Source organism: Cytobacillus sp. SAFR-174, assembly GCF_051964675.1.
Lineage (GTDB): Bacteria > Bacillota > Bacilli > Bacillales > Cytobacillaceae > Cytobacillus.
The window spans coordinates 48,009-71,039 of the sequence record NZ_JBQCMZ010000001.1 but is presented as its reverse complement, the minus strand read 5'-3'; the positions used below and the strand labels follow the sequence as shown (position 1 = coordinate 71,039).

Annotated in this window: 22 protein-coding genes, 1 tRNA gene and 1 riboswitch; of the genes, 5 read left to right on the top strand and 18 right to left on the bottom strand. The window is 40.4% G+C overall.

The features are described from left to right. Positions 1-522, bottom strand: a complete 522-nt coding sequence (locus ACTHRG_RS00345) for a hemerythrin domain-containing protein (RefSeq protein WP_083675290.1) — start codon at positions 520-522, stop codon at positions 1-3. Between the two features lie 206 nt (positions 523-728). On the opposite strand from ACTHRG_RS00345, the gene ACTHRG_RS00340 reads away from it, so the two are divergent. Continuing rightward, the gene (locus ACTHRG_RS00340) at positions 729-1,049 is read left to right on the top strand and encodes a hypothetical protein (protein ID WP_076256954.1); all 321 of its coding nucleotides are present in this window, start codon (positions 729-731) and stop codon (positions 1,047-1,049) included. 424 nt (positions 1,050-1,473) lie between these two features. On the opposite strand, the gene ACTHRG_RS00335 is transcribed toward ACTHRG_RS00340, so the two are convergent. From ACTHRG_RS00335 to ACTHRG_RS00290, 10 genes are all read right to left on the bottom strand, one after another. Further along, positions 1,474-1,758: a ferredoxin family protein gene (locus ACTHRG_RS00335; protein ID WP_019381639.1), complete on the bottom strand. Its 285-nt coding sequence runs from the start codon at positions 1,756-1,758 to the stop codon at positions 1,474-1,476. Beyond that, positions 1,758-3,053, bottom strand: a complete 1,296-nt coding sequence (locus ACTHRG_RS00330; RefSeq protein ID WP_076256952.1) for an FAD-dependent oxidoreductase — start codon at positions 3,051-3,053, stop codon at positions 1,758-1,760. Before ACTHRG_RS00330 ends, ACTHRG_RS00335 begins: the two co-directional genes overlap by 1 nt. Then, entirely contained in the window at positions 3,046-4,071 is a 1,026-nt protein-coding gene (locus tag ACTHRG_RS00325) for an electron transfer flavoprotein subunit alpha/FixB family protein (RefSeq protein ID WP_440230416.1), read from the bottom strand. The genes ACTHRG_RS00330 and ACTHRG_RS00325 overlap by 8 nt, the downstream gene beginning before the upstream one ends. 11 nt (positions 4,072-4,082) lie before the next feature. Beyond that, positions 4,083-4,910 (bottom strand): electron transfer flavoprotein subunit beta/FixA family protein, encoded by an 828-nt coding sequence (locus tag ACTHRG_RS00320; protein WP_440230415.1) that lies wholly within the window; start codon positions 4,908-4,910, stop codon positions 4,083-4,085. Positions 4,911-5,142: 232 nt separating this feature from the next. Then, positions 5,143-5,376 carry an aspartyl-phosphate phosphatase Spo0E family protein gene (locus ACTHRG_RS00315; protein ID WP_076256946.1) on the bottom strand — a complete coding sequence of 78 codons (234 nt, stop codon included), beginning with the start codon at positions 5,374-5,376 and terminating at the stop codon, positions 5,143-5,145. A 299-nt stretch (positions 5,377-5,675) separates the two neighbouring features. Beyond that, positions 5,676-6,209 carry a 1,2-dihydroxy-3-keto-5-methylthiopentene dioxygenase gene (locus ACTHRG_RS00310; RefSeq protein ID WP_076256944.1) on the bottom strand — a complete coding sequence of 178 codons (534 nt, stop codon included), beginning with the start codon at positions 6,207-6,209 and terminating at the stop codon, positions 5,676-5,678. Positions 6,210-6,263: 54 nt separating this feature from the next. After that, positions 6,264-6,899 (bottom strand): methylthioribulose 1-phosphate dehydratase, encoded by a 636-nt coding sequence (locus ACTHRG_RS00305; RefSeq protein WP_076256942.1) that lies wholly within the window; start codon positions 6,897-6,899, stop codon positions 6,264-6,266. After that, positions 6,896-7,558 carry a 2-hydroxy-3-keto-5-methylthiopentenyl-1-phosphate phosphatase gene (locus ACTHRG_RS00300; RefSeq protein ID WP_076256940.1) on the bottom strand — a complete coding sequence of 221 codons (663 nt, stop codon included), beginning with the start codon at positions 7,556-7,558 and terminating at the stop codon, positions 6,896-6,898. The genes ACTHRG_RS00305 and ACTHRG_RS00300 overlap by 4 nt, the downstream gene beginning before the upstream one ends. Next, positions 7,551-8,783, bottom strand: coding sequence for a 2,3-diketo-5-methylthiopentyl-1-phosphate enolase (locus tag ACTHRG_RS00295; RefSeq protein WP_440230414.1), 1,233 nt, complete (start codon positions 8,781-8,783; stop codon positions 7,551-7,553). The genes ACTHRG_RS00300 and ACTHRG_RS00295 overlap by 8 nt, the downstream gene beginning before the upstream one ends. A gap of 85 nt (positions 8,784-8,868) precedes the next feature. Next, a riboswitch (SAM riboswitch) is annotated at positions 8,869-8,972 on the bottom strand. Positions 8,973-9,059: 87 nt separating this feature from the next. Continuing rightward, a complete protein-coding gene (locus tag ACTHRG_RS00290) occupies positions 9,060-10,232 on the bottom strand; it encodes a pyridoxal phosphate-dependent aminotransferase (RefSeq protein WP_076256936.1) in 1,173 nt (390 codons plus the stop codon). A 145-nt stretch (positions 10,233-10,377) separates the two neighbouring features. On the opposite strand from ACTHRG_RS00290, the gene ACTHRG_RS00285 reads away from it, so the two are divergent. Further along, positions 10,378-11,163: a carbon-nitrogen family hydrolase gene (locus ACTHRG_RS00285; protein WP_076256934.1), complete on the top strand. Its 786-nt coding sequence runs from the start codon at positions 10,378-10,380 to the stop codon at positions 11,161-11,163. Positions 11,164-11,201: 38 nt separating this feature from the next. Here ACTHRG_RS00285 and ACTHRG_RS00280 read toward each other — a convergent pair whose 3' ends face one another. The 4 genes from ACTHRG_RS00280 to ACTHRG_RS00265 form a co-directional block, all read right to left on the bottom strand. Then, positions 11,202-11,783, bottom strand: coding sequence for a metalloregulator ArsR/SmtB family transcription factor (locus ACTHRG_RS00280; RefSeq protein ID WP_076256932.1), 582 nt, complete (start codon positions 11,781-11,783; stop codon positions 11,202-11,204). A 112-nt stretch (positions 11,784-11,895) separates the two neighbouring features. Beyond that, complete coding sequence (locus tag ACTHRG_RS00275; RefSeq protein WP_076256930.1) at positions 11,896-12,396, bottom strand: methylated-DNA--[protein]-cysteine S-methyltransferase; 501 nt, start codon at positions 12,394-12,396, stop codon at positions 11,896-11,898. A 16-nt stretch (positions 12,397-12,412) separates the two neighbouring features. Continuing rightward, on the bottom strand, positions 12,413-14,227 hold the full coding sequence (locus ACTHRG_RS00270; RefSeq protein WP_286147869.1) for a PAS domain-containing sensor histidine kinase: 1,815 nt from the start codon (positions 14,225-14,227) through the stop codon (positions 12,413-12,415). Between the two features lie 161 nt (positions 14,228-14,388). Then, a complete protein-coding gene (locus ACTHRG_RS00265) occupies positions 14,389-16,191 on the bottom strand; it encodes a methyl-accepting chemotaxis protein (RefSeq protein ID WP_286147862.1) in 1,803 nt (600 codons plus the stop codon). Positions 16,192-16,687: 496 nt separating this feature from the next. Here ACTHRG_RS00265 and ACTHRG_RS00260 point away from each other — a divergent pair, with 496 nt between their 5' ends. Together ACTHRG_RS00260 and ACTHRG_RS00255 are read left to right on the top strand one after the other, a co-directional pair. Continuing rightward, entirely contained in the window at positions 16,688-17,728 is a 1,041-nt protein-coding gene (locus tag ACTHRG_RS00260; protein WP_076256927.1) for an acyltransferase family protein, read from the top strand. Between the two features lie 292 nt (positions 17,729-18,020). Continuing rightward, positions 18,021-18,094, top strand: a tRNA-Arg gene (locus ACTHRG_RS00255). Between the two features lie 60 nt (positions 18,095-18,154). Here ACTHRG_RS00255 and ACTHRG_RS00250 read toward each other — a convergent pair. From ACTHRG_RS00250 to ACTHRG_RS00240, 3 genes are read right to left on the bottom strand one after another with little or no spacing between them, the layout of a single operon-like run. Then, a complete protein-coding gene (locus tag ACTHRG_RS00250) occupies positions 18,155-18,874 on the bottom strand; it encodes a LutC/YkgG family protein (RefSeq protein WP_076256926.1) in 720 nt (239 codons plus the stop codon). Next, positions 18,871-20,301: a LutB/LldF family L-lactate oxidation iron-sulfur protein gene (locus ACTHRG_RS00245; RefSeq protein WP_440230413.1), complete on the bottom strand. Its 1,431-nt coding sequence runs from the start codon at positions 20,299-20,301 to the stop codon at positions 18,871-18,873. Before ACTHRG_RS00245 ends, ACTHRG_RS00250 begins: the two co-directional genes overlap by 4 nt. Before the next feature lie 38 nt (positions 20,302-20,339). Then, complete coding sequence (locus ACTHRG_RS00240; protein ID WP_076256922.1) at positions 20,340-21,056, bottom strand: (Fe-S)-binding protein; 717 nt, start codon at positions 21,054-21,056, stop codon at positions 20,340-20,342. A gap of 204 nt (positions 21,057-21,260) precedes the next feature. Here ACTHRG_RS00240 and ACTHRG_RS00235 point away from each other — a divergent pair, with 204 nt between their 5' ends. Beyond that, a complete protein-coding gene (locus ACTHRG_RS00235) occupies positions 21,261-23,006 on the top strand; it encodes a B12-binding domain-containing radical SAM protein (RefSeq protein ID WP_076256920.1) in 1,746 nt (581 codons plus the stop codon). Positions 23,007-23,031: the final 25 nt, after the last annotated feature.

Below are 23,031 nucleotides of genomic sequence, written 5' to 3'. Positions count from 1 at the left end.
TTAAATTTGCTGAATTTTAATATATAGCTCTTCTTTCTCGTCTTCAGTAAGAAGATTTTCTGCCATAGGAAATAGGACGTTTTCTTCTTTAGAAAAGTGCTGTGTCAGAGTATAGTATGCCTTTTTAATCAGCCCGGAGTGTTCGGCCATTTCTTCTGCAGTCAAATGCTCTTTTCCTTCCCCTGCTCCTAAAAAAGCTTTAATACAGCTTTTAGCCTGATCATGCTCATACTCCATAACAGCGATAGGGCCTGTTCCTTTACCCAGGTATTGTTCCATCATGCGGAAAAGCACACCTTCCTCCCTTTCTGAGTGCGGATCAAGCTTACTGCAGAAATTCTGTACATGTTCAGTTAACTCTTCAAAAAGAGCTTTGTCTGGAGATTCCTCCATTTTAATTGTGATCTGAAGAAGCTCTTCAAGCATTGCCAAAAGAGGAGGGTGCTCCTCTTTCAGCTGTTTCAGCCCTTTGCTAAGATTTATTGGACCATTTCCCATCATGGAGCTCATACAGCCTTCCATCCCTAAACCCCTCCTATCTAATATAGGTTCAGTATAAGAAATGGCAGGAAGAATTGTTGTGATGCCCGTCACTTTGTGCATTTCTGAAAAATTTTCTAAAAATTTAAATAATTTTGTGCAATCTTCTCGTTTTTTGCCATATAATAAAGGTAAGTTATCTTTATATCGCTGCAGCTGAACCCTTTAAATTGTTAGGAGGGATTAAAATGCATCCGCCAACTTTCTACGAATTTTATCAAAAGTGCCTTATTCCGGCCAATTCAGAAGACTCATACCTTTCCACTGGGCAAACCCATTGGCTTATCGCTCTGGAAGGACAGCTGAAAGAACAGGAAAAAGAGTTTTATTGCTGGAAAGTAACCATTTATCCATCAGATTCAGAAGGAAGCTTTTCATGGAATGAAGTACTATATTCTTCATCTCTTCATGAATGCGTCCACAAAGCATTTGAACATGCCAGAGAAATTGAAGCCAATGTCAAAGATTCACAGTTCAGTTTTTTAAATAGACAAGAAAAAATCAGCTAGCCTCAAAAATTATTTCTCCTTCGCTCCATCTTTTTTTACCCTCGCATGTGAAATAACATACATATAGGTAAATTCTACTTCTAAACATAATCCAATAATAAAGCATTCTTAATGCAATAAAAAAAAGAGCCTAGACGAACTAAGCTCTCCAGATTATAGGGGGTCAACTATAATAGTTCGACCACATTTAGTTTAACAAATTCTGCCTTGAAAATTAAGTTACTAAAGCACTATTACTAAAATGCATTAACGCGTCAAATTAGAAAACCCTTTTAGATTTCATAGTTTATATATACCTTGTTAACAGTTTCTTAATATTTTAAATTTATAATGTACATGTACCAAAAGATAAAGCCTTTTTCATACCCCCTTTTCAAAACCGGCCAAATCGATGGCCGGTTTTTGTATGATCCTGAGGGCTGATTTATGCAAGCCTGAATACTATTCCATGGCCGCCTTTCGGATATTCCCATTTAATATTCTGATATGGGCATCCTATCCTGCAGCTGCCGCACTCATGACATCCTTCGTAACCGACCTGCATTCTTAATCCTTCCCACTTGTAGACCTCAGCCGGGCAGAAAATGGTGCATATTTTATCGGGGCACTTTGTCATACAGATATCATGATCCAATACGGTAAGATGTGATTTTGTATCTGCCTTGAAACGAACTAAATATTGCTTTTCTTCGATCGTTTTCGTTGACATTATTTCACCGCCTTCCATGCCCTGTACATATCTTGAAGCACACGAATTGTCCCGCGTTCACTGGTGAAGCTCTTCATAATTTCTTTTTGTTTTTCTTTCTTTGGAGTTCCATCAACTGTAAAGAATTTGTTCGCTGCCCTATTCAGCATCGGAACATACTCCTTAAAATACTGCGGGTAGTGTTCAAAAGTGTGAGCTGCATCTTTATATTTTTCCAGATCTTTAATTATAAAGCTTTGATACAGTTTTTCCCTGTATTGATTCAAGCTGGCTTCGCTAAAATCCCCCCGTTCCTTGGCGGCAATGATGGTCTCTGCAGCCATCGTTCCGGATGCCATGGCCATATTGGAGCCTTCGCGGTGAATGGCATTAACAAGCTGCGCCGCATCACCTGCAAGGAGAACACCATTACCGGCCACTTTCGGCACCGAATGGTACCCGCCTTCAGGAATCAAATGGGCCAGATATTCAGCGGACTCTCCCCCTTCTATTAAAGGTCTTACCATAGGGTGTGTTTTTAAATAATCCAGCAGGTCATAAGGTTTAAGCTTTGCCTTGATCATGCTTGAGAGCGTCGTTCCTACACCAATATTGATACTATCTTTATTAGTGTAAATGAAAGCGGTACCGAGATTGCCTTTCGTTGAGTCCCCGAAAATTTCAATCGTACATCCCTGGTTGTCTTCCAGGTTGAAACGGTCATTAATTTTGTCTTTAGAAAGATTAATGACTTCCATTACTGTCAGGGCAACTTCATCAGGACGGAATTCTTTATGGTAGCCAAGCTGCTTTGCAAGCAGTGAATTCACACCATCTGCCAAAACCACTACATCTGCATATATATCTCCATCCGGACGGTCTGTTCTTACCCCAACCACTTTTCCATTCTCAGTCAGACACTCAAGTACGACCGTCTCATTTATTAATAGAACGCCCTGCTCAACCCCTTTCTTTGCAAACCATTGGTCAAAAGGTGCGCGGAGCACTGTGAAATTATTATATGGCTCCTTCCCCCACTCAAGACCTTTATAGCCAAAACTCACTGCCGATTCTTTATCCATCATCCAGAATCTCTGCTCTATGACAGGCCGTTCGAGTGGGGCTTCTTTCCAAAACTCCGGAATGATTTCCTCCATTTGCTTACGGTATAACACTCCGCCCATTACATTTTTGCTGCCTGGATATTCTCCTCTTTCAATTTGCAGGACTTTTAGGCCGTTTTTAGCACAGGTGTAAGCACAGGAAGTTCCTGCAGGCCCTGCACCAACCACAATGACATCAAACTTTTCAGACATAGCTCATTTCACCCCCTCTTTCTCTTGCTTCCTTGAACTCTTTAATCAGCTTCGGAACAATTTCAAGTGCATCACCTACGATACCGCAGGTTGCTACATCGAATATAGGGGCTTGTGGATCCTTGTTAATCGCAATAATAAACTCTGAATTTTTCATGCCCACAACATGCTGAATTGCCCCTGAAATCCCAATAGCAAAATAGATCTTTGGTGTAATGGTTTCTCCTGTCTGCCCCACCTGCTGTTCATGCGGAAGCCATCCTGCCTCCACTACATCCCTTGTCCCCCCTACGGTCGCTCCAATGGTGTCAGCCAGCTCATGGATCAGCTGGAAGTTTTGAAAATCACCCATTCCTTTTCCGCCTGCAACGACAACATGGGCTTCAGCTAAGTTCACTTTTTTTGTGACATCTTTCACAATTTTTATCACCTTTGTGCGCATGTCATCTTCTTTTAAGGTAATCGGTTCTTCTATAACCTCACCATGCCTATCAGGATCCGGCTCCATTGCTTTCATAACTTTAGGGCGGACAGTAGCCATCTGAGGCCGGTGTTTTTTGCAAAGGATGGTTGCCATTATATTTCCGCCAAAAGCCGGGCGGCTTGCTTCAAGCAGCCTCTTTTCCACTTCGACATCCAGCATGGTTGTATCCGCTGTCAATCCAGTACTGAGATCTGTGGCAACTGCGCTGGCTAAATCTTTACCATTGGAGGTAGCCCCATAGAGAAAAATTTCAGGTTTATATTTTTCGGCAAGATTGATAACTGCCTTCATATAAGATTCAGTCCGGTAATCCTTCATTACTTCGTGGTCAATTACATAAACTTGATCAGCACCATAGACGATGACCTCACGGCTTAAAGACTTAATTTCATACCCAAGCAGCACACCGGAAAGAGGCACCTCAAGTTTATCAGCCAGCTTTCTGCCGGCACCGAGCAATTCAAGGGAAACCCCCTCAATTTTCCCATCATTTTGTTCTATGAATACCCATACTCCCCGGTACTCATCCATCATGTAAATCCCCCCTATTTATTACTGTTTGGCTGCAAAAGCTCTTTTTTATCATTAAGAAGCTCCATCAGCTGCTGAATCTGTTCGTCTGCATTCCCTTCCAGCCTTTTTCCGCCTTCCGGCTTTGGAGGGGTAAACATTTTACCCACTATCGTAGGAGATCCCTTCAACCCCAGCTGTGTCCGATCCACATTTTCAAGATCATTAACAGACCAGATTACCGGTTCATATCTGGCAGCTTTTATCATATTAGGCATAGGGGAATATTCTATGCTATTAATCTCTTTTTCAACGGTCAGCAGGCAAGGGATTTGAGCTTGAATTAATTCATATCCGTTCGTGATTTTCCTTTTGATCAGAATCGTTTTTTCACTTTCATTAACTTCAGCTACTTCGATCACATTGGTGACAGGCGGAATATCCAGACGCCTTGCTATACCTGGTCCAACCTGGCCGGTATCTCCATCAATGGCATGCTTTCCGCATAGAATTAAATCCACAGGCATATCTTTTGAAATACGTTCTAAAGCTTTAGACAGAGCATAGCTTGTTGCCAGTGTGTCTGCACCGGCAAATGCACGGTCGGAAATTAAAAATCCGCGGTCCGCCCCAATTTCGATACTTTTCTTAATAACTGCCACGGCCTGTGGAGGTCCCATGGATAAGACTGATATGGTGCCTTTTCCCAGGGCCTTTGTAATTTTCACAGCCTCCTGCACTGCATGAGCATCATAAGGGTTCAAAATGGCAGGAGCACTGCGCCGGTCAAGGGTATTGGTTTTGGGATTGATTTTAATGATTTTTGTATCAGGCACTTGCTTGACACACACAACTATGTGCATTTTTTACTTTCCCTCCTCTTAACTTAAAGCTTGTATGAGTATTGAGTACTTTAAGTAATAAAAAAAGCTTTGTATTACGATATATGATTCTCTAAAGAGGCATAGTACTTCTTTAATGAATTAATATGTTTATTACTAGAATTGCAGCAGACTGCAAAAAAAAAGAACCCTTCACGGATCCTTTTTGACTTCCTTTTTATATTCGCTCAATAAATATACTCAGTTATTTTAATTATACAACTGCTTTCTTCCATGATAGAATCATTTGCCTGAATGAAACTCTCATCCTTTTCTTTTGTTCCTTCTCCCGTTTAATGAAGCATTGATATTCAAAAATCAATTGATCGAGTTCCTGGCTGCAGCGAACCGTTTCCTGGCTCGCCATTCCGTTTCTCCTTGCCGTTTCTATCATTTTTTCCCTTTTTTGCTGGATTTCAATCAGCAGCTGTATTCTTTTATTGCGCAACTTTCTTCCTCCTAATCCTATCCCTTTTATCCGATATAAATGTGTCTACTTGATGCATTATTACAAGAATTTCTATAAATGTAAATAGATTCGCAATATTAGACAATCTTTTTCCCAATTAATTTTAATCGACAATAATCTCACATCAGCCCCATTGGTTTTCGACACCTTCTGCTTATCAAAACTGCTTAAACCAACAGTTTTTGATAAAAAATTTGCATGATCAATGGATGTAAAAAAAAACCATTAATTATAGCGGGAAAATAAAAAACCCAATGCCTGAGCAATGGGTCAACAGATTATTGATGAACTTCCTTTTCTTCATAAATTGGCACCCATCCTTCTGCAGATACAAAGATCCGGATGGCTACTACCTTTCTGTCATCCTGCAGAGTAAAATAATGACGAATGTTTTCAGGTACTGATATTAAATCGCCGGGATTCAGGAATACCTCAAAGAATTCCCCATCTTTTCCTTGTATAATAAAAACCCCGTGGCCGCTGACAATAAACCTCACCTCATCGTCTGTATGGTGGTGTTCCCGCTGGAAATTTTGAAGAAGCTGTTCCAAATTCGGCGTATTCTCTGAAAGGGAAATGACATCCTGTGCCCTGTATCCTCTTCTTTCTGAAATATCCTTAATTTCTGCAGCAAACGTATCCAGGATTTCTTGTTTCTCATCATCGGAAAGCAAATATTTTTCCTGGAGGCTTTCAGGCAATTTATCTATTGCCCATTGCTCATAAATAACCTCCTGTTTTTCCAGAAAAGAAGCAATTTCTTCCTGATTCCTGATTTCTTTTTTTGAATTTTGAAATACGATATATGCCAAACTGATCTATCCTCTCTATTTAAATTTTTTTCTGCATTATTTTGAGCTTTTGGACTACACTACTTTGGATAACTGTTTGGCTCTATGTTCCAGAAGCTTTAGCTGATATCGGAACAGGAATTCTGAAGCCTCCAGGATCTTTTTAGCCTCAAAAGAGGTTTTGCCCCATACTGTAATTCCGTGGTTTCTAATTAAAATTGCACCTGAGTCTTCATGTACATGGGAAGCAAAACACTTTGCCAGCGCAGGAATATGCGCATAATTAGGAATAATCGGAATCCTGAGGACAGCATCCTCTTCCCATTTATCAAATGCTTTAATGAGCTCTTGTCCTTTAAAGGTTACTGCCTCCTGGTCGCCATAAATTTCTGAGATGACGTTATTATCAATTGTATGTACATGGAGACTGCATCCAGCTTTTGTTCTTCTGTATATTTCCGTATGCAGAAGTGTTTCAGCGGATGGCTTTAAATGGGTTTCGCCCACCGGCCGGCCAAATTCATCCACCAGTAGAAAGTCTTCTGCAGTCCGTTTCCGCTTATCCTTACCGCTTGCAGTTACGAGGAATTGAAGCGGGCTTGAGCTGACCTTAATGGCCAGATTTCCGCTCGTTCCCATAAACCAGTCCCTTTCCGCGAGCTCGGCTTTAATATCTGCAAGCTCATTCCATTTTTCCTCAAGTCTGCTCATACTCTCACCTCATTTAAATTTTTTAAGACCTCAATGCAATCATAGAATGTTTCAAAAGCATTATGTTTAAGGTTCATTTCCTTGCTTTTCTCAAGCAGCAAGTCTCTTGCTATGACAAAGTCCGCCTGTTTTGCAGCCTCAAGGTCAGTTACTGAATCTCCGATTACCACTTTAAATGTGTCCTCATCCTCTAATTTCCGCATAATGGAAGGCTTGCAGCAGCCGCAATCATTTTCGCATTTTTCATCACAGCTATGGGGCCATAAGATTTTTATTGTGTCTCCGCTAAAATCTGAACCATTGCAGAACACTGCTTCAAAGGGTCCATACTTATCCAAAACGGGAGCTACAAAAAAGTCTATTCCTCCGCTTACTATATAAAGCGGTATATCTTTTTCTGCCAGATAATCGACAAACGGCTGAAAACCCTCTCTTATCTTTGCATTTTTTAAAATGAAATCAGTAAGATCACTTTTCAGTTTGCTTGGGAGAAGGGAAAACATCTTTCCTACTCCCTCTTTAATAGAAACTTCCTGCTGCAGGACTTGATTTTTTATCCCCTCCCACCCAGAAGGAGCAAAATGTTTCATAATATTGATGATGTTATCTTTTTCGGTAATAGTTCCATCAAAGTCGCAAAATACCGCTATTTTAGCCATTCTTTAAAGCCGCCTTTTTGTATCCCCATAAATCAATCGCTCTTTTTAATTCTGGGAAGTCTGATGGAGCATCGGCTAAAGAGGCTCCCTTTAAAGTTAAATCAATCGCCTGGCGGAATGCCAAACCGCCTCCTCTTGCCCCATCAGGGTGCCCGTGTACGCCGCCTCCGGCATTGATGACACTGTCTATTCCGAAGTCTTCGAATAGCAATGGCACTAAACCCGGATGGATGCCGGCTGAGGGTACCGGAAAAGTTCTTTTGCAAAAATCATTCACAGTCAGGCTATCCGCAATTGATAATGCCTGGGTTTTCTCAAGGGCTACTGACCCATAAGGTGAAGGGAAAAGAGACAAGTCTGCCCCTGCATACCTGAGCAGTTTACCTAAAAGCAAAGGATAGGAGATCCCATAAACACTTGAAGCTGAAAGGGCTCCGCTGACTGCAGGATGTGCCATGATAGACAGTTCAATCTCATCATCTTCCCTCAAAGACTGCAATACATCGAGCCCATAAGAGAATACATTGAAAAGAAGAAGATCAGCTCCAAGACTGGATGCCTTTCTTGCCTTATCTCTTAATTCAAACGACCTGCCTGTTAAATTTACGGCATATAAGGTCCGATGGCCCGTTTCTTCATAAACCTGTCTCAACACCTTTTTTCCTTCCTTTATCCGCGCTTCTAACGGTGTAAGGCTGTTTTCAAATAGTATTTCATCGTCTTTTACAAGGTCTATGCCGCCCATGGCCTGTTCCCGCAGCTGAGAAGTCAAAAAATCCATATCTTTGCCGAGCACTCCTTTGAAGATGCTCATCAGAAGAGGCCTGTCATATACATTCAATTTTTCCCTCAGCCCTTCAATCCCAAAGCGAGGTCCGGGGAAAAAATTTTTCAATTCATTGGAAAACTGCAAATCCAAAAGTTTAATCTTTCCGTCCAGTGACAGTTTCCCAAAGACTGTTGTTAATATTGCCGGTAAATCCGGACTAAAATTTACAGCAGGATAGGCAATCTTGATAATTGCTGCTGTTTCCTTACTTTCTGCATCTTTTGTAAAGGTTTCAACAGAAACGACCCTGCCTTTATGCTTCTTTAGCTGCTGCTTTTCAAGCTCCGGCAGATGGGTCCATGATCCAACTGTTAAACCTAAAGCAATCTCCTCCGCTTTTTTCTCCGGATTATGTTTTTCATCATGTATTAGGTACGCTGCAATAATTTCGCTCATGAATCTTCTTCCTTTCAATATCAAAGAATGAGAAAAATAAAAAACCTCTTCAAATAAGAAGAGGTTAGCATAGCAATCTAACATCTTCTTATCTTTCAGCTATAAGCTGCAAGATTTAGCACCGTGCTTAAGTTTAAGTCGGTTGCCGGGCTTCATAGGGCTAGTCCCTCCGCCTGCTCTTGATAAGAAAACGAAATCTATTATTCAGTTAATTTAGAAATTTAATTAGAATTATGACAGTGCTTAATACTTTTGTCAATTTAATTTTTGAAAAAATTAAAATAGATCTAATTTTTGTATTCGCCTTACCGCTTCTTTAAGTCTTTCTTCAGATGTCAGCAAACCGGCTCTCACAAATCCTTCTCCAAATTGGCCGAACCCATTGCCTGGTGCAACTGCAATATGCGCTTTTTCCAGGAGATACTCAGAAAACTCTTCAGATGTATATGATTCCGGGACCTTAAGCCATGCAAAAAAGGAGCCTTGAGGCGCTTGTACATCCCACCCGATTTCCCTGAGACCGGAAATAAATGCATTTCGTCTGGATTCGTAGATTGAATTCAACTCTTTTACACAATCCTGTGAGCCTGACAGAGCAGATGCCGCAGCTTCCTGAACAGCTCCAAACAAGCTGACGTAAAGATGATCCTGCATCAGGTTCAGTGCTGCAATAACGCTTGCATTTCCAGCCGCAAACCCTACTCTCCAGCCAGCCATATTAAAGGTCTTTGAAAGAGTATAAATTTCAATTCCGACCTCTTTTGCCCCATCTGCCTGAAGAAAACTTACTGGTTTTTTTCCATCAAATCCAATTCCGCCATATGCAAAGTCATGAACGGTGCAAATACCATGCTTTCGGCTCAATTCGACTGTTTCCTGAAAAAAATCAATGTTTGCCACTGCTCCAGTAGGATTATTTGGATAATTAAGAAACATTAATTTGGCTGAATCAAGCTTCTCAGCTGGAAATTCACTGTAAACAGGCAAGAAGTTATTTTCCTCTCTCAGAGGCATTGTTACCATTTTTGCTTTAGCAAGCGCAACTCCTGACCAATAATCAGGATATCCCGGGTCCGGAACCAATACGCTGTCCCCGGGATTTAAAAGGCATTGAGGAATTTCAACAAGCCCTGCTTTGCCTCCAAAAAGGATCGCTATTTCAGTATCTGGGTCCAAATCCACATCATATTCCCTTTTATAAAAGTCAGCTGCTGCCTTTTTTAAATACGGGTAACCCTGAAAAGGAGAATACTTATGGTTTTGAGGGTTTTCGGCTGCACTATGAAGACGCTTGACAATATGCTCCGGGGTAGGCAGATCAGGATTTCCCTGTCCCAGGTTGATGACATCATGACCCTGTTCAAGCTTTTTCCCCACCTTAGCTGTCAAAGAGGCAAAAAACTGTTTTGGCAGACTTTTTAATAGTTCTGATTGCGGATAATTAATCAAATTGTTCACCTGCTTTTAAAAAAATGATTGAAAATATAGTCACAAATGATATAACGTAAATGATAAGTTGTAAAGTAAAATTTAGAAAATTTATATCTATCGGACTAATCATAACATAAGGAAAAGATGATTGCGGGGGAGTTAAATGAAATTAAAGGTTGCCTGTTTACAAATGGATATCGCCTTTGGAAAACCTGAGAAGAATTTTATAGCGGCTGAAGCCATGTTTAATAAAGCGCTTAAGTCCAATCCGGACATTTTGGTTCTTCCGGAGCTTTGGACCACAGGCTATGATTTGACCAGATTGGATGAAATTGCGGACCAGGATGCAGCCTTTGCACTGGCTTTTTTGAAAGAGACAGCACAAAAAAATAAGGTTCATCTGATTGGCGGGTCTGTTGCAAAGAAAACATCCGATGGTATATTTAACACGCTGCTGATTGTAGATAACAATGGAGACTTTATACATGAATACAGCAAGCTGCACTTATTTAAGCTTATGAATGAGCATCTCTATTTGAAAGGAGGGTCAGCCAGAGGAGAATTTTCTCTGGACAATAGGAGATTTGCAGGAATGATCTGTTATGATATCCGTTTTCCTGAGTGGGTGCGGAGCCATACAGCAGGGGGTGCAGAAGCTTTATTTGTAGTAGCCCAATGGCCATTGGCCCGGCTTGCACATTGGCGTGCGCTCTTGATTGCACGTGCCATTGAAAATCAATGCTATGTCATTGCCTGCAACCGTTCCGGCTCAGATCCTGCTAATGTCTTTGCTGGCCATTCGATGATTATAGATCCCTGGGGTGATGTGCTTTCTGAAGGCTCTGAAACTGAAGAAATCCTTCATGGTGAAATTGACCTGGATAAAGTGAAGGAAGTCCGCAGCTTGATTCCGATTTTTGATGACCGCAAACCGGATTATTACCGCTGAGGACTTTGTTTGCAGGGGGCCCTGTCAGGACCCCCTGCTTACCCTTCTATTTTTGCCCACATTTCAGGAGGGTTTAACTCGTAAATTCCATTTTCACGGTACATATAATGGTTGATTATAAATTCTCTGCGTATAGTAGCATAGTCTTCATGATACTGTTTGATATATTCGTTAAGCTCTTTTTCTTCATATTTTTTGCCCATTTTCAAGCCTTTAATTAAGTGCTCAAAAACCATAAGTTTCTTCTTTCTCTGGGCGGGAATATTCTTCAGCTTTCCATCCCGTGTAAAGAAATTTTCAATAACCTTCTGGTTTTCTGAATTTAATTCCTCCATTTTTTTAACCTCCTCTTTGTCTGCCAATTTTGCAAGAACACCTGACTGTTGTTTCAGTACAGATTCATTCAGGTAAAAATAAACAGTATTTTTATCTCTCCTTTGATAAACAAGGTTTATTTCCCGCAGTTTATTTAGGTGATGCGTAATAGTAGGCGGGGTTAAGCCAAGCTTTCCGGCTATCGCCTGGCCATGCAGCGGCCCTTTGGCAAGGAGAAAAACAATCCGGATTCTGGTGGGGTCTCCCATAGTCTTATAAAAAGCCACTAAACGATTTAATTGCATAATACAGAGCCTCATTTCGATTATCATCTAATTAGATATTAGTCGAACATGTTATCTCTCGTCAACAAAATTTAAGAAACAAAAAAATCACCCTAAGAGGTGATTTTGACAACTATTTAGCATAATTAGCCCCTTCAAGGGATAATAATATTTCTTTAATTTCTGTCCTGCTTCCTGCATACCCGGTTAGTGATTTATTTTTGCCGATAACACGATGGCAAGGAATAATGATTGGAAGGCGATTGGCCTTATTTGCCTGTCCAATGGCCCGCACAGCTTTGTCTTTCCCTATTTTAACAGCAATGTCATGATAGCTTCTTGTCTCCCCAAATGGGATGAGGCAAAGCTCTTTCCATACTGCTATTTGGAATTCAGTTCCATTAGGGTCAATTGGGAGATCAAAGGCCTTCCTATGTCCGTCAAAGTATTCCTCAAGCTGGAGAGCACACTTTTTTAACAAAGAGTCAGAGGGATTAAATTGCAATGATGAGACCTCTTCCCCTTCCAGAAAATCAGCTTCCCCCATGTATAAAGCCAAAAGGATTCCATTTTCTGCTACGATGTAAATGTCTCCAGCCGGTGTCATTTTCTTAGAATAAACTCTGCCTGTCATTTCATTCCCGCCTTTATTATGTGGGCAAATAGATGTGGAAAACAGTTCCTTCACCCAATTTGCTTTCCACTTCAATTGTTCCCTTGTGTTCTTCTACAATTTTATATGTAACCATTAAGCCAAGTCCAGTACCTCTTTCCTTTGTAGTATAGAAAGGCTCACCAAGCTTTTTTATTTTATGTGCAGGAATTCCAGTTCCTTCATCCCCTATGGATATGTGAACTTTTTGGTCCGATTCTTTTTGAATGGATACTGTAATATATCCACCCTTTGGCATGACTTCAATTGCATTTTTTATTATATTAATAAAAACCTTTTTCATTTGATTGGATTCACAGAAAACCCTGGGCAAGTTCTGTTCATAATAAGTTCTGAATTGAACATTGTGCAGAACGGCCTGGGCACTAAGAAGATCGACTGTTTCTTTCATGATTTGTGAAATGTCTTTTTCTACAAATTTGACAGCTTGAGGCTTAGCAAGAATAAGAAATTCATTAATAATTGAATCTATCCTGCTGAGCTCAGTGGTGATCACATTGAAATACATCGTATGATCTTCTTTAACACTGCCCTCCAAAAGCTGTATAAACCCTTTAAGGGCCGTCATAGGATTTCTGATCTCATGTGCAATCCCTGCTGCCAATTCTCCAATGACATTTAAGGTATCTGATTTACGAAGCTGCTCCTCCATTTCCAGCTTCTCAGTTATATCTTTAAACGTCGTCATACTGATATTAGAAAAAATATTCAGCTTGTTGGAAAACTCAAAAAATTTCTTTCTGCCTGATTTTAAAGTAATGGAAAGATTCCCGTCTGATTGCCCCTCTGAGTGTATGCTTCTTATCTGATCTTTTAACTCATCATCAGTTATATTGCAGTCATTCAAAATACTATGCAGTGATATCCCTACAAGATCCTCTTTTGACATCTGCAGCATTCTCTGGCCTGATTGATTAATATCGACTATTTGAAATTGATCGTTCCAGAGAAGAATACCTTCAAGAGCCCCTTCAAATATCATCCGAAATTTTTGCTCGCTTTCCCTTAAGCTTTTTTCCATGGCGTGACGCTCGCTGACATTTCTGAAGATTGTCATATGGTAGCCTTCAACAGAGTTCAATTTCACTGTAAACTCCAAAGATTTAAACTGTCCATTTGGCATTAGAAAAACAAGCTCATCCCTTATTGAGCCCTTAATGAACATCTCTTTAACAATGTTTCTGTATCTTTCCGATTTTTCATAGACAAAATCTTTCACCTGTCTTTTGATCAGTTCATCATGTGTACATTCAAAAATTCGGCAGGCAGCCTCATTAGCATCGATGATTTCACCATTACCACACCAAAAAATGATGCCATCCAGAGCTTCTATAAATAGGTCCGCATACAGCTCTTCATTCTTTTTCACTTTCCGTTCAAGGCGACGCTTACTCGTGACATCTCTTAATATACACATATAAAGACCGCTCTCATTAAGAGCGCTTGTAGTAAAATCAAACTCAATAATACTTCTGCCGCTATATACTGGAAGGATGCCCCTGACACTATTATTCTTCTTCAATAGCTCCTTTTGCTTCTCGAGCTTGAAATGCTTATTTTCCGGCACGATTTCACACAGGCTCCTGCCTATCAGCTGCTGTTTATCCATCTTTATACTCTCAGCAAATGATGGATTGACATCAACTATTTTCTCCTCGCTGTCAAAGATTAAAATTCCATCTTTTGAGTGAGAGAATAGATTATATTTAGACGAATTATCATTCGCCAACATATTATTTTCCTTTTCCAAAGTCTCAATCCTGGCATAGAGTCTCCTGATTTCCTGATTCATAATGACCACTCTATTTCCTCCTATTGGGATTTGCAATTAGTTAATTATTTCTACAAAATTAGACTAAAACCTTTAAATCTTAGGGAAAACTGTCTTAAATAATTATTAAGTGCTTTGGTTAGAAAGGAAGAGGCATACCCTATAACGAGTATGCCTGGATTTTACAGTTTGAATTTTGCAATCATTTCATTTAATTGTTCTGCCAATTCCGACAGAGACAGTGCATTATCTGAGATTTCCTCCATTGAATGGTTAGTCTGAGCCATTGATGCACTCGTTTGCTCGATGCCTGCAGCAGCTTCCTCAGATACTGCAGCAATATTGCCAATAGACTGGTTCATATGTGAAGAGTTAATTGATACCTGCTCGAGGCTGCGGGAAATATCGCTGACATTGGCAGACATCGAGTTAATTGCCTCATAAATTTTCTGGAATGTTTGTCCTGTCAGTTGAATTTGCTCCGTTCCCTTTTCAACTTGACCATAGCCTGTTTGAAGTGACACGGCTACACTGTTAGACTCTGCTTGAATACCTCCGACAATCTTGGTGATATCTGATACTGAATAGGATACCTGCTCAGCCAGCTTTCTCACCTCATCTGCCACAACTGCAAAACCTCTTCCGTGCTCACCGGCTCTGGCAGCTTCAATTGCTGCGTTTAATGCGAGCAGGTTGGTCTGGTCAGCAATTTCCTTTATAACTTTAACCAGCCTTGAGATTTGTTTGGTCTGGTCATCCAGCCCATTAACCTTGTCCACAGACGACTTCATAATCTGATTAATTAATCCCATTTGTTCCTGGGATTTTTTCATAAGCTTGTTTCCATCCTCAGTAAGCGATAACACCTCTGTGGAAGCACTCTTGATTTCTTTCCCGCTGTATGCTGCTTCTTTCACTTTTTCCAGGTACTCGTCCATCAATAAGGACAAACGTGTTGCAGATCCAGCCTGATCCTCAGCTCCTCCTGAAAGCTCCTGCATGGTTGAAGCAACCTGCTGACTGGCTGCTTTTACTTCATTTGCCGCAATATTCAGTTCTCCGCTTCTTTCTGAAACATATCCAGAAACTGCATTAATTTCCTGAATCATAGTCTGCAGTTTTTCTTTCATGGAATTCATGGCTCTGCTAAGCTGTGCTACTTCATCATTACCCTCATATTCTACTGAATCTGCATTGAGGTTTCCTTTTGCAATTTCATTTGAGAACTGTACGATTGAAGTTAATTTCTTTGAAATAATACGTCCTATAAAAACAATACTTGCGATTCCAAGAATGGCGGAAACGATGATTGAAATGCCAAGTGCTATCAAAGTTAGGATTAGACTGGATTTTGCAGAAGATACAGCTTTTTGCTGATCCTCTTTCATCATGCTGCTAAGGGTACTCAATTTTTCTACCGTTTCAGAAATAATATTATCTGCCTGCAATTTCCCAAGCCTATATTCTCTTTCATGCTGAAGTTTTACTTTTGGCTCAATGACATCATGAAATAAACTGGTGATTTTTTGATCATTTTCATCAATTTGCTTAAAAAGGTCTTTGGATTTTGTATTGATCAGATCCGGAGAAATTTCCTTCTTTAATTTATTAAATTCCTCTGTCAGCTGGTCAAATGTCTTTAAATGTTTTGGATTGGAGTCAATGATAAAGTTTCCAATCGTGCTCCCTTTATGGTGGAATGTGGCCGCTGATTCAGTAATTTTAATGGCTTTTTCTCCTGAATCCCTAACAGTCTCCATTTTTGAATTGGCAATTGTAAGCAGAAAAAAAGTAAGGACGGTTGAAACTGTGAATAGACCAATGGTCACAAAAAGCGCGACCCCATATTTCTGGCCAAGCTTCAGGTTCTTCCACCAGCTTGTGCCGGCCATTTTATTAAAAAACTTGCCAATATCTGGATTTTTAGACATGGATGAAGCTTTTCGTTCCTTTTTTCCTGATTTGAATTTCCTTAACCATTTCAATATACTTCCCCCTTTGTGATTTAACCGGATGCGAACAATTGAACTAGATTACTTCCTAATTCTTTTTTACTATTCTTTCAATTCATTATAATAGAACAAAAATGACATTTGAAGATTATTTTTCCAATTTCTTTTACTCCGGCACTTATCCGGGCATTTCCCTTTATGATTTCTTTCTGGGAAGAGCAGCTTTTCACAACTTGGCAGACTAAACGGACTGCTACCATTTATCTGAAACAATAGTGGCATTTAAATCAAAGGTTTTGAAACAGTCTTGCCAAAAATTTTTTCAACCTTATAAAATATAAGTTAGTTAGCCGTTTTTTTTATATAACAGAATTTCAAATCGTGTGATACAGTCATTATTAAAAATTTTTAATTTACTTTTTCTGTAAATAAAACCTCCTATTTACACGAGAAATGAAGTTTGCTTCATGTTAAAGTGGGTAAAGACAGATAGAGTAATTTTTTGGGGGTCTTTAATAGAGGAGGACATATGAAACAACGTGATTATTATTTCGACAATGCTAAGTTTATTTTGATCTTCTTTGTCGTTTTCGGGCATTTGCTCCGCTCTTTTATTGAAGATAATGAGACAATTTATACAGTATATAAAGTGATTTATACGTTCCATATGCCGGCATTTATATTGGTATCCGGTTTTTTTGCAAAAGGCTTTTATAAAAAAGGCTATATAAAGAAAATTGCTAAAAAGCTTATACTGCCATATATCATTTTCCAGGTTATTTATTCCGTTTTTTATTACTTTTTATATAATAAAGGCACCTTTGAGCTGGACCCTTTTAACCCGCATTGGTCATTATGGTTCCTGATCAGCATGTTCTGCTGGAATATCATGCTTTTATTCTTCGCAAAGTATAAAGCGGTTTACTCCCTGGCTGCCGCTTTTATCATAGGGCTTGCTGTAGGATATGCAGATTGGATTTCAAACTATTTAAGTTTATCCAGGACGTTTGTGTTCTTCCCGTTATTTTTATTGGGATACTACTTAAAGAAAGAGCATTTATATGCTCTATTCCAGCCGAAGTTCAGAATTAGTGCGTTTGCTATTTTTGCAGTGGTATTTATCGGTTTTTATCTTTACCCTGAAGTGGATTACAAATGGCTGCTTGGATCGAAGCCATATACTGAAATGGGTGCAGCTTCCATTGGGGCAGTCTTTACGAGATTGGGCTTTTATATCCTAAGCACAATCATGGTATTTAGCTTCTTTGCTTTCGTACCGCGCAAACAATATTTCTTTACTAACTTAGGGAAAAATACACTTTATGTCTATCTGCTGCATGGGTTCTTTGTACGGGTATTCAGAGAAAGTGATGTACAGGGCTTTTTCACTAAACCGGAGAACTTCCTGCTGCTTGCCGGCATATCACTGCTGCTGACCTTGCTTCTCTCAAGCAAGCTGATTACTTCATTTGCACAGCCAATCATTGAACTGAAGACATCACAGCTAAAGAAGCTGAAAGATAGATCAAGGGCATATGCCAGATTTTATCGTAAAAAACTTACAAGTTAGAAAAACAAACCGGCCCATGTATTACTGGCCGGTTTTTTACTTTAGGCATAACCATTGACCATTTTTGATTATGGGATTATAATAAGTAACTGTGTTACCAATTTAATTATTTTTACTTAACACAATTTAATTTATGCCATCATGTCTCAGTAGCTCAGCTAAGCGTAAACTTCCCTGAGATACATCCCTGCAGCTTTGTTTCGACGCATTTGCTCCTTGTATAGGCTTGCAGAGGAAGAAACAGGATATGCCAATAATATTTGTATTGCAAACAATTTAATTATTCCAACATGTCTCAGTAGCTCAGCTGGATAGAGCGACAGCCTCCTAAGCTGTAGGTCGTGAGTTCGAATCTCGCCTGGGACGCTCAAAAAAACGCCAACTTATGTTGGCGTTTTTTGTTGTCCTATAAAACAAAGTCAGGTGCTATAAATCATCTATAACAATATAAGCAGCCTTAACAGGCCCATGCACTCCCACAACAAGGTTCATCTCAATATCTGCTGAATTGCTTGGGCCGGTTATGAAATTAACGCATGAAGGAGCCAGCTCCCCTCTGCTCACTCTTTCCCTGATGAATCTTGCAGCCTGTGTCATGCGCGGAACAAGTGTGCTTTTCGGAATAAGGATAATGGAAGCAGCAGGCAGAAAACTGACTGACCGCCCATGGTCTCTGCTGCTGAACAGGACTGCTGTTCCGGATTCAGCCAGCGTAATTTCACTGATGGTGATGCCGATATTGGCCTTTTCTGCGTAATCAACATTAATTTCTCCAGCAGAATAATCCCATTGATATACTTCCACATTCTCTTTTGGCCAAATTTCCTCAAATAGCTGAGTAAGTCCAAACTGTCTATAACGGTCATCCTTCCAGGTCACTACTGGACCGCCTCCGTACTGGGCTGCAATCTCTTTAAGAGTTTCCGGCAAATTGACGGCTTTTGTTACAAGAAGATCAGTGTGTATTTTCGTGCACTGTGTTTTTAAAGCTTCAAGAAGCTCATCTGCATCTGCTTCTTTAAAGATGTAATCCTGAGGATTATAGCTCCACTTTGGCCTTTCAACTCCGGAAATTCTCTTTTCCCTTCCCAGTCTGCCTGCAATTTTATTTAAAAAAGCGTCCCGATTCTGAATAGTTCCGTTCACTGCTGTCCGCCTCCTTTTGGCCGGTTGTTGAACCAATCACGAAATCTTTCTTTATTAGGAGCCGGGAAATCCCTGATTTCTGTCCATGCCTTTAAAGGGCCGGGCCCCTTTGTAATTTTGTCGCCTGCTGTAAATGGATTCATGGCTGCCGGTGCCAGCTTAGATCCCAGTTTATAAAGGGACGGTGAAGCTGCCCCCAATCCAAAGGCCTTCATCGCCATCTTTTCCGATATTGGAGCCCTTCCTTCTTTTTCGACAATTACCTGCCGATGTTTGTGAAGCAGCTCATGCAATGGGATTTTGACTGGACATGCTTCTGTACAGGCCCCGCAAAGAGTGGATGCATAAGGCAATTCCTTATAATCATCATAGCCGCCTAAAAGGGGTGACAGAACCGCTCCGATCGGGCCTGAATAAATCGATCCGTAGGAATGGCCTCCAACATGCCTGTATACGGGACAAACATTCACACAAGCAGCACATCGGATACATTGCAGAATGGATTGAAACTCCCCTCCTAATATCGATGAGCGGCCATTGTCCACAATGACGAGGTGGAATTCCTCGGGGCCATCAACATCAAGTTCTTCTTTTGGACCAGTCAAAACAGTTATATAACTCGTTAGCTTTTGTCCAACCGCGCTCCTGGTCAGCATGCTGACCAGCACTTCCATTTCCTCGTAAGTAGGTACCAGCCTTTCCATGCCCATTACCGTAATTTGTGTCTTAGGCAAGGCTGTGACAAGATCTGCATTGCCTTCATTCGTCACTAAAGTGATTGAACCGGTTTCCGCAACTGCGAAGTTGCAGCCCGTAATGCCAACATCGGCGGTTAAGTATTCGTGGCGTAGCATTTCTCTCGCATGCCATGCAAGCTCTTCCGGCTTTTCTGTGTTCTGATAGTTTAATTTTTCTGCAAATACATCCCGAATCTGCTCTTTATTCTTATGAAGGGCAGGCGCTACTATATGTGATGGCGGGTCATGGTCATCCACCTGGAGGATGTATTCTCCCAAATCTGTTTCAATGACCTGGCATCCTGCATCTTCCAATACGGCATTTAAGTGGATTTCTTCCGTTACCATCGACTTTGATTTAACCACTTTTCTTGCATTCTTCTTTTCAATCACTTCCCGTATATAGGCAGAGGCTTCTTCCGCAGTTTCAGCAAAGTAAACGTGCCCTCCCCTTTTAGCTGCATTTTCGCTGAGCTGGTATAAGTAAAAATCAAGATTTTCAAGCACATGCTGGCGAATTTCTTCTGATAGCGAACGCCATTCTTCCCAATTTCCAAGTTCTGCGGCAGCATCAAGTCTTCTAGTCTGAAGCCTTTCCTGTGCACCTGACACTGCCCCTCTCATAAAGGAATTGCTTATTCCGGAATCTACACGATCCTTAAAGTCGTTTGTTCCTATTTTCATAGCCATAACTATTCCTCCTGTAACAAAGCATGTCCATTAATGACTCATCGGCAATTCAACACTTCGGCAATATGCATAACCCTTATTGGCTTTCCCTGCCTTCCGATCCTGCCTCCAATATTCATCAGGCATCCTGCGTCAGCTCCAATGAGGATTTCCGCTTCAGTCTCCTCTATATGCCCAACCTTCTCATCTACCATTTGTTCCGATATTTGAGCCATTTTCACGGAGAATGTTCCGCCAAAACCGCAGCATTGCTCTTTACCGGGAAGCTCTTCGAATTCCAGGCCCTTCACATTTCTTAATAATCTCATTGGCGCTTCTTTTACTCCAAGAAGCCTGGTCATATGGCAGGATGTATGATAGGTGGCCTTCCCATTTAACTTTGCCCCGACATCGTCCACATTGAGAACTTCAACGATAAATTGAGTAAGTTCGTATGTTTTTTCGGCAAGCTTTTTTGCCTTGGGCTCCCACACAGAGTCTCCCTTAAAAACATGCGGATACTCATGAAACATATAGGCGCAGGATCCGGAAGGGGAAACAACGTATTCTGCATGTTCAAATGCCGTGATCATCCTTTTCATGGCTTCCTTCGATTCCTTCACATATCCGCTGTTGTAGGCAGGCTGGCCGCAGCAGACCTGTGATTCCGGAAAATCTATTTCACACCCAAGCCGCTCCAGCAGTTCAACAGCTGCTTTGCCTGCATTTCCCTGAAACATATCTACCAGACATGTTGCAAAAAGACTTACCTTCATTCATTCCCTCTCCCAGCTAAATATTTTATTTTCTACTATCTTACTATAGTTTTAATACAAATTGTTGTATTTTTATAAATATTATAATAATATGTACAGTTTATCTTCCAATACATATGTCAATGTTTTACTTCCTTTTTTTCAGTCAAAAATATGATACAATTATATGATGTTTAAGTTGCTAAAAAGGGAGTTCAGAAATAAATGAAAGTTATTGCCAGTACGCTTAATGCTAAATATATTCATACAAATATTGCGATCCGCTATCTAAAGGCATACGCTCAGCCTGATTTCGATGTGGAATTAGCCGAATATACAATTAAAGATCCGGTAATGAATATCGTTACAGATCTGGTCCGCAAAAAGCCTGATGTGATCGGATTCAGCTGTTATATATGGAATATCGAGGAAACCATTAAAGTCATTAAGATGATTAAAAAGATTGACGCCTCCATTCACATTGTAGTCGGAGGACCTGAAGTGACATATGATGTTGCAGATTGGATGAACAATGTACAAGAATTTGATTACATTGTGATCGGAGAAGGTGAGGAAACCTTCAAACAGCTGCTGACGGAGCTGAACAGCACCATGAATATGGAAAATGTGCATGGTCTTGCTTTCAGGGAAAACGGCCAGGTTCGCATTAATCCACAGCGCAATAAGCTGGACTTGCGCGATCTTCCTTCACCGTTCCGGTTTGAAGAAGATATTCCCCACCTTTCTAAACGTGTCACTTATATAGAAACCAGCCGGGGATGCCCATTCAGCTGCCAGTTTTGCCTTTCCTCTATTGAAGTAGGTGTGCGTTACTTTGACAGGGAAAAAATTAAGGACGATATCCGATATTTAATGAAGAATGGTGCAAAAACTCTAAAATTTGTGGACCGCACATTCAACATTAGCCGCAGTTATGCCTTGGAAATGTTCCAATTTTTGATCGATGAGCATCTCCCGGGAACTGTCTTTCAATTTGAGATCACCGCAGATATCATGAGACCTGAGGTCATTGAATTTCTGAATAAGGAAGCACCACGAGGATTATTCCGATTTGAAATTGGCGTACAGTCGACAAACGACTATACAAATGAATTGGTCATGAGGAAGCAGAATTTTGACAAGCTTTGCCGAACAGTCACAATGGTAAAGGATGGAGGAAAAATCGATCAGCATCTCGACTTAATTGCCGGCCTGCCTGAGGAAGATTATGATTCATTCAAAAAAACATTTAATGATGTATTTGCCATGCGGCCGGAAGAGCTCCAGCTCGGCTTCTTAAAAATGCTGAGAGGCACCGGTCTTCGCTTAAGGGCAGAAGATCATCAATATATTTATATGGACCACTCACCATATGAAATATTAGGAAATAATGTTTTATCCTTCGATGACATCATTCGCATAAAACAGGTCGAAGATGTGTTAGAGAAATATTGGAATGACCATAGAATGGATGCAACTGTTGAATATTTGGTTACAAAAGTATTTCCGACTCCTTTCGATTTCTTCCAGGAATTCGGCAGCTATTGGGAGCAAAAAGGCTGGTCCCGAATTGGGCATCAGCTTGAGGATTTATTCAAACGCCTTTTTGAATTTCTTCAAACAAAAGAAATTGCTGATCTGGATATAGCTGAAGGACTAATGAAGTTTGACTATATTTCAAAACAAAAATATAAGCCCAGAAAGCCATGGTGGCAGCCAAGCTTTGAAAAATCCGAAAGGTCAAAACTTTACCAGTCTCTGCTCGAAAACCCAAACCAGCTGGGAGAAAGCTTCTTAAATCTCCAGCTGAATGAAAAAGAAATATACAAACATACCTTAAGTGAAAGGTTATCCTTTGATATCGAAAAGTATATTAATGAGGGATTAATTGAAAAGAAACACTCTGTTCTTCTTGCCTATTTCGATTCAAGCTCTGAAACAGTCTCTATCTTTTCGGGTCCTTTACTATAATGAAAAAACCGGCAGAAAAAAACTG